Origin of the sequence: Streptomyces sp. NPDC091280 (genome assembly GCF_044768565.1) — a bacterium.
Lineage (GTDB): Bacteria > Actinomycetota > Actinomycetes > Streptomycetales > Streptomycetaceae > Streptomyces.
In genome coordinates, this window is the sequence record NZ_JBIVUZ010000026.1 from 87278 (window position 1) to 97198 (window position 9921).

The 9921-nt window shown below is 67.1% G+C and carries 5 protein-coding genes and 2 pseudogenes; 2 read left to right on the plus strand and 5 right to left on the minus strand.

The features are described from left to right. The 4 genes from ACIQPR_RS47605 to ACIQPR_RS47620 form a co-directional block, all read right to left on the minus strand. Positions 1-2093, minus strand: a 2093-nt coding sequence (locus tag ACIQPR_RS47605; RefSeq protein WP_403663560.1) for a tetratricopeptide repeat protein, incomplete at its 3' end; no start/stop codon positions are given. Then, on the minus strand, positions 2090-2533 hold the full coding sequence (locus tag ACIQPR_RS47610) for a hypothetical protein (RefSeq protein ID WP_403663563.1): 444 nt from the start codon (positions 2531-2533) through the stop codon (positions 2090-2092). The genes ACIQPR_RS47605 and ACIQPR_RS47610, both read right to left, overlap by 4 nt. A 136-nt stretch (positions 2534-2669) precedes the next feature. Continuing rightward, positions 2670-3242 (minus strand): hypothetical protein, encoded by a 573-nt coding sequence (locus ACIQPR_RS47615; protein WP_403663566.1) that lies wholly within the window; start codon positions 3240-3242, stop codon positions 2670-2672. A gap of 90 nt (positions 3243-3332) precedes the next feature. Continuing rightward, positions 3333-3503, minus strand: coding sequence for a hypothetical protein (locus tag ACIQPR_RS47620; RefSeq protein ID WP_403663569.1), 171 nt, complete (start codon positions 3501-3503; stop codon positions 3333-3335). A gap of 922 nt (positions 3504-4425) precedes the next feature. On the opposite strand from ACIQPR_RS47620, the pseudogene ACIQPR_RS47625 reads away from it, so the two are divergent. Continuing rightward, positions 4426-5127, plus strand: a pseudogene (locus ACIQPR_RS47625) (PAS domain-containing protein); the annotation flags it as partial. Between the two features lie 741 nt (positions 5128-5868). Next, positions 5869-6696, plus strand: a pseudogene (locus ACIQPR_RS47630) (response regulator); the annotation flags it as partial. A 216-nt stretch (positions 6697-6912) separates the two neighbouring features. Here ACIQPR_RS47630 and ACIQPR_RS47635 read toward each other — a convergent pair. Then, positions 6913-9429, minus strand: coding sequence for a Helicase associated domain protein (locus tag ACIQPR_RS47635; protein ID WP_403663572.1), 2517 nt, complete (start codon positions 9427-9429; stop codon positions 6913-6915). Between the last annotated feature and the right edge of the window lie 492 nt (positions 9430-9921).

Sequence of the window (9921 nt, forward strand, 5' to 3'; positions counted from 1 at the left end):
CCCCGTCGCCTCACTTCCGACAGCCGGTCGCCGAGGTTGGTCAGGATGTGTGCGAGGTCGGGTTCGTGGGTGGCCGGGTTGCTCGCTGCCAGCCGGCGGCTGATCTCCACTGCCTCTTGGGTGGTGGTCAGGGCTTCGTCCAGTCGCCCCACCGCCGATAGGAAGGCCCCGAGGTTGGTCAGCGAGGCGGCGAGGTCGGGTTCGTGGGCGGCCGGGTTGCTCGCTGCCAGCCGGCGGCTGATCTCCACTGCCTCTTGGGTGGCGGTCAGGGCTTCGTCCAGTCGCCCCACCGCCGATAGGAAGGCCCCGAGGTTGGACAGCGAGCGTGCAAGGTTGGGGTTGTAGGCGGGGTTGGTGTGGGTGAGGTCGCGCCAAACTTGCAGGGCGTCTTGGCCGGTGGTGAGGGCTTCGTCGTGGAGTCCGGCGTAGGCCTGGCGCACCGCGAGGGTCTCGTGGATGCGGGCATGCGTGATGGGGGCGTTGGTGGTGGCCAGGCGGTGGTGGGTGAGGCGTGCGGTGATGGCGGCGATGCCGACGTCGAGGTCGGTGTGCCGGCTTTTGGGGAGGTGGGGTTCGATGGCTTCCAGGACGGTGAGGTCGAGGTTGTCGAGGCCGGCCAGCGCGGCGAGGGCGGTACTGCCGGCGTGCAGGGCGAGTTGTGGGTGGTTTTTGAGTAGGGGGTAGAGCTGGCCGGTGGCGATGTGGGGCCAGCGGTGTGCGGTTTCGATCAGCACGGTCAGGGCGTCGCGGGTCCATGGCGCAACTGTGCTGGTGTCGGTGGGGTCGAGGATGAGGCGTTGGGCGGCATGGTGGGCCCAGTCGTCGGTGACGGCCCCGGGTACCGGGTGGGGAGTGTCGGGGTGGTCGGGGCTGGCGGGGGTGGTCAGGGCGAGGAAGTCCTCGCCGAGGCGGTCGGGGTAGAGGGGTTCCAGCACGGTGACCGTGCGGGCCGGATCGGCCTGGGGCGGCGGGTAGCAGTAGCGGTGGTCGTCCAAGATGGTGTTGACGGCGGCGGTGGTGTCGGCGAGCCCGATCCGGCCAAGGGCCTCCTGGCCGTGGGCGCGGGCCAGGGGCCGGGTGAGGGTGGCGGTGAGCACGGTGCGGCCCATCGCCTCCGGGGTGGTCGACAGCGGATCCGGTCCGCGCTGGTGCAGGGCACTCCAGTGCGCGCGTTCGCGCCTGAGGAGGTAGGCGGAGGCGCGGGCCGGGTCGGCGGGGGCGTTCTCGTGGTGCAGGTGGGCGTCGACGGCGGCCAGGGCGGCGATGTGGATGGTCAGGATCTGGGCGTAGTCCTCGTCGGTGTCCAGGTCCGGAGGCGCCCCGATACGGCTGGTCTGCTCGGAGGGCCGGCCGTTGAGGTGGCCGGCGAAGTGGGCGCAGGCCTGGTGGAACAGGGCGGCGCGCTCCGAGGGGGCGTCAGCCAGTGCCGGCAGGGGATGGAGTTCGGCGGGGGCGTCGAGGGTGTCGCCGATCCAGGTTTCCAGGCTCTCCCACCAGATGCCGGCCGGGCGGGACAGCAGCAGGATCCGCACCGGGGCCTGAGTGTGGTGCAGGAGCGGTTCTTGCAGGAGCCGGCGCAGGTCGGGGGTGGGCCAGCGTTCGGCGTAGTCGACCACCAGCAGGATGCCGATTGCGGTTTCGGGGGCCGGGCTGGTGGTGATGGGGTCGGCGCCGGTTTCGTTGACTGCCGCCTGCCACACCGTCCATCCCGCCTCGCGGCTCAGGTCGGCGAAGCGGGCGGCCAGGCGGGTCTTGCCCTGCCCGCCGGGCCCGTGCACCAGCCGGACCGCGAGCCGTGAGTCCGGATCGTCACGCCAGCGGGCCAGCTCGTCGAGATCGTGGCGGCGGCCGGTGAAGGGCACCACCTGGTGGACCGCCCGCAGCAGCCGCGACGGCTGCTGCGCCAGCACCCGCGAAGACACCTGCCGCGGCGCGACGGGAAAGCCCTCGATCCGGTACGCGGGCTTCCACTGGTAGACGAACTGAATGTTCTGAACACCGTGATCGCCCGCGAGGACCGCGGCGGGCCCGTTGAAGGTGTTGTCCCGCACGCCGCCGCCGTCGCCCGCCGGGGCGCCGCCGGGGGTGGTCACGGCTGGGGGCCGAAGCGGACGTCCTGCCGGTTGTTGCTGCCGGCCTGGAAAGCGGTCGGCCCGTTGAAGGTGTTGCCGGCCACCAGCCCCGACCCGCCGGCCGATGAGGGGGCGGCTTCCTCCAGCAGCTGCCGCAGCTGATCGGCAGCCTGCGCCCGCTGCTCGTCATCGTCGAGATCTTCCAGCAGGCTCTCGATACGGGTGGCCCACACCGCCTCCTGCCGCGTCCTGACACGCTCGACAGAACCGGAGTCGGCCGCTTCGAGCTCGGCGGCACTGCGCTCCAGCCGCTCCAGCTCCCCGCGCTCGCGGGCCGCGTCCCCGCGGCCGAACCACCGCGCCAGCCGACTCCGCAGTCCCTCCCAGGCGTCCGTGCCCGCAGCCTGCACCACCGCGCTGCCCCCAGCCGCCGCCAGTACCGTCATCGCCTCAGCCAGCATCCGGTCCCCCTATGGTGTCGCGCGGTGTACGCCGGTCGGTCTGAGACCGTAGCGACCCACCAGCACGTACACAGTGCCTTTGCCTGATTTACGCTCAGCAACCGTCGCCTGGTTCCCGTGCGCCACCGCATCGAACTCAGGGCCCGGAGACGACCTCGCGCACCTCGTGCAGCCGACGCATGGTCTCGGCTGGTTCGTAGAGCGCGATGAGGCGGGCGGCAGTGGAGACGGCCAGGGCCATCACCCGCTCTTTCTTGGACAGAAAGGAGAACCGGTCGCTGCCGTCCCCGGCGAGCGCGCGGACCGTGGCCGCGACCGGCTCGGTCATGGCCACGCTCTCCAGCCACACGAGCCCGGCGGGCGGCATCACCGCCCGCCGGTTCAAAGCGAAGTCGGGGTTGAGCATCACCGCGCCAGACAGCAGTCCGGAGGCCTGCTGCTCTATGTAGTCGGCGGCGAGCGGGGAGAGCGCCGGCGCGGCCGGTACCGTCCCGGCGAGGTAGGCGAGGACCAGGTCAACGGCGGCGGTCTCTCCGGCGACCTGGTCGGCGTCAGGTTGGGTGGCGGCCGCGGCGTCCGCACTTCCGTAAAGGAGCTGGAGGACGACATCACCGCATGAATCGACACTTGCGACAAGAACCTGCGCACCTTCACCTGGATTAAGCCGGCCGACGGAATCCTCGAATCTCTCGCCTGCTACCTCGCTCAAGTCGAAACCACGAGCTAGAGACCTGAGTAGAACTAACCCTCAGGATTTCTGGAGTGCGACACCAGCCAGTTTTCGCCGCCGGGCAGCGGTTTATAGCAGTCCCAGAGCCTGCTGGATGACCAGCGCGAGGCCGGTCACAGTAATGAAGCTTGCCCCGCTCCAGCCGAGGACGATGACGATACCGATTCCCAGTACGACACCGACGATTCCGGCAACCAGAGCGGCGATGATTCCGGCCATGAGCGCGATGACTACGGCCATAACCTTGGTTGTGCGTGCGGGTGCTTGCTGGAATTGAGAAGAGTTCACCGGACGGGCCTTTCGCGGTCACATGAAGCTGGAAAGGTGCGCTACGTGTTGCGTTCGAGTCCGGCAGAGCTGTTTCGCTCCCGTGCCATCACGAAGCTTGGTGGCGACTGACGATGACTATCTCAGCGCATGGACTGATCACTCGTCCAGTACAACAATGATGCAACAAGCAGGTCAGCTAGGTTGGAAAACAAAGGCGTGTTGTTGCTGAAGGGCGCTCGCGCGGAGGGGTTTTTGAGCTGGCTGTGGGGCAATGATCATTACCGATGACAACAACCCGATACAACCTGGTAAACGGAAAGAGGGAGAACCGCCGGGAAGGGACAGCTGTCTATGGGAATTCATGCGGAGCCGGAGAGATCCGCAATGGATTCAGCTGCTGCCCGAAAAGAGAAGAAAGAATGTGGAGAAATCCAATGAAAGGATTCGGGCTAATTTTCAGAGTCGACCCCTGTTGGCGCTCATGTTTGCACTCGAGGAGAGAATTAAAAAGTCTCACCATAATAGGGCCGAGTTCATTAAGCATTTGAAAAATGAAGACGGTGAAGGGCTGAAGAGAATCACGCATGCTAAGAGTTCTGGTGTGCCGGGAGATCCCAAGCAGACTCTCTATAAACAGCTGGGTGGCCGTTGCAAGAGCGGGCCGGACTGGCGGCTTGCTGCACTGATCGGCAAGCACTGCGTGCAGGCAGGTGAAACGGAGGCAGATGTACTGAAAGAGCTGGCCCAACTCTGGTGCGCGCACCATGGCCGAAGCCCGGACCCGCAGAAGTGGCCTGACCCGCTGGAGCCTGCATCGCAGGCCCAGATAGCAGCACTCATCGATCCGCCCGCAATCGAACCGCACTTGCTTCAGGGTCCTCTGCTTGACGCAATGCCCGACGCGATGGTGATCGTCAACATCCAAGGGACGATCGTCAGCGCGAGTGCCAGAGCCGTGAAGATGTTTGCGGTGCCGGACGCGACGGTCAGAGGCGGCAAGCTGTCAACTCTGCTGCCGCAGTTCGGCCCGGGTCTTACCAGTGGCTCAAAAAGGCAGACCGGCAACCTCGACCCGCGCGAACGACCTATACCGGTTCGAACAATCGCAAGCCATATGAATGGCAGAACCTTCCCGGTTGAAGTAACTAGCGCCTACCTGGAGAACGGACAGAAGTTCGGCAGCACAGATGAGGACACCGCCGAGAGCCTGCTCCTTCTCGTCATCCGTGACCTGTCCATCACCGCGGACGCCGAAGCCGATTCCACCCACTGGCAACGCCGGACCCAAGCGATCCTCCAGGGGGCCACCGAGGGAATAGTCGAGATAGACACCGACGGGAGGATCGTGCTCGTCAATCCGGCCGCTGCTCAGATCCTGAACTACCAGGTGGGAGACCTCCAAGGCCGCGAGCAGAGCGTCCTTTTTCCTTATGGCCAGTCGCCACTCAAGAGTACTACGCGTATCGAACGCCAGTGCAAGGTTCGCAGACAGATACTGCGAGCCAGTACGGGCGCCGAAGTACCCGTAGACCTGACCCTTACGCCCTTGCATGCCCATCACGACGGCGGTCGTATCACCGGGTTAATCATGTCGTTCACCGACCAGCGCCCTCACGACACCCTAACCACGCAACACGCCAAGACCACTGCAGCCCACGCTCGCCTGCTAGCCGACCTCAAAGACCTTCCAAGCGAACCCCTGAACACCGCACGATACGAACTGACCTCACTCGACGACATCATCCGCAACGCCCTGAACCACAGGTGGCACCAAAACCTCAAGATCACAAAGGAATTTCCACTCATCCCGATGCGGGCCGACGCCCCACGCCTCTCCCGGGCTCTGGCCTACGTTCTAGGCGACCTGGCCAGCGAAGCCGGCAACCAGACCACCACTGGTACCAGACCGGAACCCACAATCAAGATCACGGCCGTTCAACAAGCACTGACAGTCCGCATGGAAGTCCACAGCACATACGAATGCGGCCAGTTGCCCCACCAGCCCATCCTGGACGGCATCGCCCGGCTCCACGGTGGAACCTTCACGCGATGCAGAACAAACAACTCGACTCCCGAGACAACGTTCGTACTGGCTCTTCCCGTTCGCGCTACCCCGCACAAACACAGACGCCTGACGAAGACACCCACAACTACACCGCAGCACGCGCTACCTACGCACCCGCAGGACCAGCCAGCACCGCCTGCCATCCACAGCAAAACGATCCAGCCAAAGAACCCGCAGACAGCCCTCAAGCCCTCTCGACCGTCACAGAACCTCAGCGCGACCGTACGGCCACTCTGGCAACGTGACCAGCCCTCAGTCCCGCCAGCTCCACGAAAGCCTGACAAGAACGCCGCCGAGGGCCCGAAGCCGGTGGACAGGCTAGGCAGGTCCACCAAAGCCGCCGACCTCCCATGGCTGCAACCGATGGACGACAAGCCGTCGCTGGAACCGCTGGACGACCTACGCCGGCTGCTCGTGTGGCCCGCGCTGGACGTGACGACCACGCAGGCGCTGAGCGACCGCGGGTACCGGCCCGTGATCGTGCACTCGCGCGAGGAGGTCGACGCGCAGATCGCCGCGTTCCCGGCGGCGCTGTTCGTGGACCCGCTGGCCGGGCCGATCACGCGGACGGCGTTGCAGTCGTTGCGGCAGGCGGCGGTCGCGGCCGAGATGCCGGTGCTCGTGACCGCCGGGCTCGGGCAGGCGACGCGCGAGGCGGCCTACGGTGCCGATCCCGCCGTGCTGCTGAAGGCGCTCGCGCCGCGGGACAGCGAGCGCCATCCGCCGCGCGTGCTGCTGATCGAGGAGCACGCGGAGATCGCGCTGGCGCTGACGGCGACGCTGGAGCGGCGCGGGATGCAGGTGGCCCGGGCCGCGAGTGACGCCGACGCGGTCACGCTGGCAGGGCAGTTGAGGCCGAACCTGGTGGTGATGGATCTGCTCCAGGTGCACAAGCGGCGGGCCGGGATCGTCGACTGGCTGCGCGCGAACGGGCAGCTCAACCGCACCCCGCTCGTCGTGTACACGGCCGCGGTGGACCAGGCCGATCTGCCCCGGCTCGCCTCGGGGGAGACCGTGCTCTTCCTCGCGGAGCGGTCGACGAGTACGGAGGTCCAGTCGCGGATCGTGGATCTGCTGGCACGGATCGGCACCAGTTAGTGCGTGACTTACTACCACTGTGCGACCTACCGGATGGTCGTCAGATTCGGGGTGGCGTTCCTAGCTGTACGAACTGCTTACCCAGTCAGGAGGGTGTAAAGAGATTGTGGCGTCGTGGTCACAAAGCGAGAGGGCAGTGGCGAGTCGGTTCCCCCCTACGACAGCAGCGCAGCCGAACAAGATCACCGCTGCCCAGTCCTCGGTTGCGCCAACGTGCTAGGCCCATTTGAGTCCGAGTGCGGTGAGTTGTGCGCGCCGTTCCGTGCTCAGCTTCGCGGCCCTGCGGCGGGTGTTGTCGAGGAAGGCCCCGAGCCGGTACGGCTCCCCGTCGACGACCTCGATGTGTTTGCGCCCGGCCCGCAGGTGGCCTTCGCGAGCGTGGAACTGCCGTGCCGCCGCGAGGTTGGCGGCCCACCGGGCGTCCTGCGACCGGGCAACCGGCGCCGCTGCTCCCGCACTCTCCCCGTCGGCTGTGGGCTCGATGCCGAGCGTTTCCAGGAGGTACTGCTGTGCGGGTACCAGGCGGTCCCATCCGGCCTGCTGCCCGGCCGCCCATACTCCGAGGTCTTCGCCTTGGACGACGAGTTCGCCCGGCCCGGCCGGGAGTGCCCCGCCAGCGCGGACGTGGGCGAGGGCGAGCCGGTAGCTGCGCTGCCACCCGATCTCCCACGCCGGGCACCATCCCGGGTCCACCTCCGCCAGCGCGTCCTGACGGGCCTGTGACAGCTCTCCGGCGTACGGGACACCCGTTTCCCCCGCCGCGCGTCGTGCGGCATTCTCGGCTGCCTTACGGGCCCCGGCGCGGGCGTTCTTCAGGAAGGTCCCGATGGGGTAGCCGTCACCCCACACCGTGGAAGCCGGTGGGAGCAGGTGCCCGTGGACGTCGGCGTAGGAGTGGGCGACGGCGAGGCCGGCGTCCCACGCGGAAGCGTGGACCGACCAGACCATGCCGAGCTTCTCCAGTTCTGCCACCCGCGTGTTCTCCAGCGCCCCGGCCGCGTAGTACCGCCGCTGGTCCGCGATCCACACCCCCAGCGGATGCGCCCCGACCGACGACCAGTCGTCCGGGGTGACGTACGTGAACGGCACCCGCAGCTCGTCGTTGCCGGTTTCGCGCAGCCACCTGGTGGCGGCCTCGATGCCGCGCCGCCAGTAGGCGCCCTCCGGGTCGATGACGCGCAGCTGCACGAACTGGGTGAGCGCGGCCGGGTCGCGTTCCTCGCTGAACTTGAGCACCGACGCGGCCCGCTCCGACACCCGCACCGCTTCGCGCTCCCCCTCCTCCCCGCCGTCGACGTCCTCCCCGTCGCCCTCCGACAGGACGTCGACCTCGCCGTCGACAGCCGGGCGGCTGTTGCGCAGACGGGGGTCCGCAAGGGCCTCGATCGTCTCCGCATCGTGCGCCCGGAGAGCAGACAAGATCTTGCTCAGGGTGTTGTAGGCATCCGAGGTGAGCAATTCGTTGGGATCTTCACCGGGTCCGAGGAAGACCGGGACGATCAGATTGGCGAACTTTCCCTGATCCGGCCGAAGCCGCAGAGCGCGCCCGACCATCTGCACGATGTCGACCATCGAACCGCGCGCGTCAGAGAAAAGCACCGCATCACATTCAGCGGTATCGACACCTTCCCCGAGAACACGAACAGAGGAAAGCACCCGCAACTCTGCACGCACATCACAGCCCTCGAATTCGGGCCCACCGAGGAAATCGGAAGCGAACTCATTCAGCACGGCCTGGCGATGGCCGGGGGAGTGCTCGCCATACAGCCAATCCGCCCACACCTGCCCCGCGTCCGGGTACGTACCGGGGTCGCCGTTCGCCAGCTGCGCCGCGACCGCCGGCACCGAGACCGCCATCGCCTCCGCCTCACTCACCCGGCTGTGGAACGACAGCACCCGCCGGAACCCCTCCTCCGACGCGGCCCGCATCAACCCGGTCTGCACGGCCGCCAACCGCGCCCCACGCACCGCGTCAGAACCGGTGTCCTCACTGGTCAACGCCGCGTAGAGGTCAGGGTCGCGGATGTCCAGACACAGCACCTGGTACGGGGCGACGATGCCCCGCCCGATCGCCTCGGACAGGGTCAGCTTGTACGCCACCGGTCCGAAGACCGGCGAGCCGTCCTCCATGGACGCCACCAGACGGGGCTTCTCGCCCTCCGCCTCCCACACCCGTGCTGTGGCCGTCATGTACAGCCGGCGCTCGGCAGGGAGCTGCGCCTGGTCGTGTACGGCCGCCCACGGCTTCAACCCGTCACCACTGGTGCGGTGGGCCTCATCCACGACCATCAGGCTCCACACCCCCAACCCCGCGGCGTGCGCGCGCTGGAGGATGCCGAGCCCGACCGACGCGTACGTCGCGAACACGGTGACCGTCTCCAGACCGGCCAGCCAGGACACGAGTTCGTCCGGGTCCGTCGTGCATGGCAGGCCCTGGCTCTCCTCCGCCCGCAGCGAGCACACCCCGACCATCGCGCCCGAACGGCCCGCCCGCCGCCACGCGCCGGCCATCTGCGTCAGTAGATCCAGGGTCGGCACCAGGACCAGCACACGGCGGGTGGAAAGCCGGTGCGCGGACTCCGCGCCGATCAGAGTTTTCCCGGAGCCCGTAGCGGCGATTACCTGCGTCCTCAAACCATCAGGAGGCATATGACCACCGGCCGGTGTGCCGAGAATGCGGACGACGTTATCGACCGCCTCGGCCTGATGCGGACGCAATTCAATCTGAGCCATGAGACCTCGCATTCTCGAATGACCGGAGAGGCAATAAGCCTCCAGCCCAGATTTCATCCGGGCTCTAAAGTGACGAATTCACTCACCTCGCAGAGTTCTGAAAGTGGGACCCATTCAGGATTCGCTCTAGCGGAGAGGTGGTGAGCTGTCATCCCAAAGTCTAGCCACTAACTGAAGTGACGCACGTCGTTTCTTCGAAAGTGGCCGGAAGCCTCCGACCGCGACCGACCCAAGGGCACACTTCCTTCCGGGGTGACACCCCGAGGTGGATCCCACCCTCGACCGGCACCAACCGTGCCCCGTCCTCTAGCCAGCCGCTTTTCCAGGCAGGGGCGCGGAGCACACCCGCCTGACCGGGGCCGGCCGGAGGCCGGTCCCGTTGCCGGATCGCGGAGCGAGCCGGTGACCGGAACGGAGTTCCGGTCTTCCGCACGGAGTGCGGTGAGTGTCGCGTAGCGACACCGCGTCGTGTCTGCGGAGCAGACCGCGCGC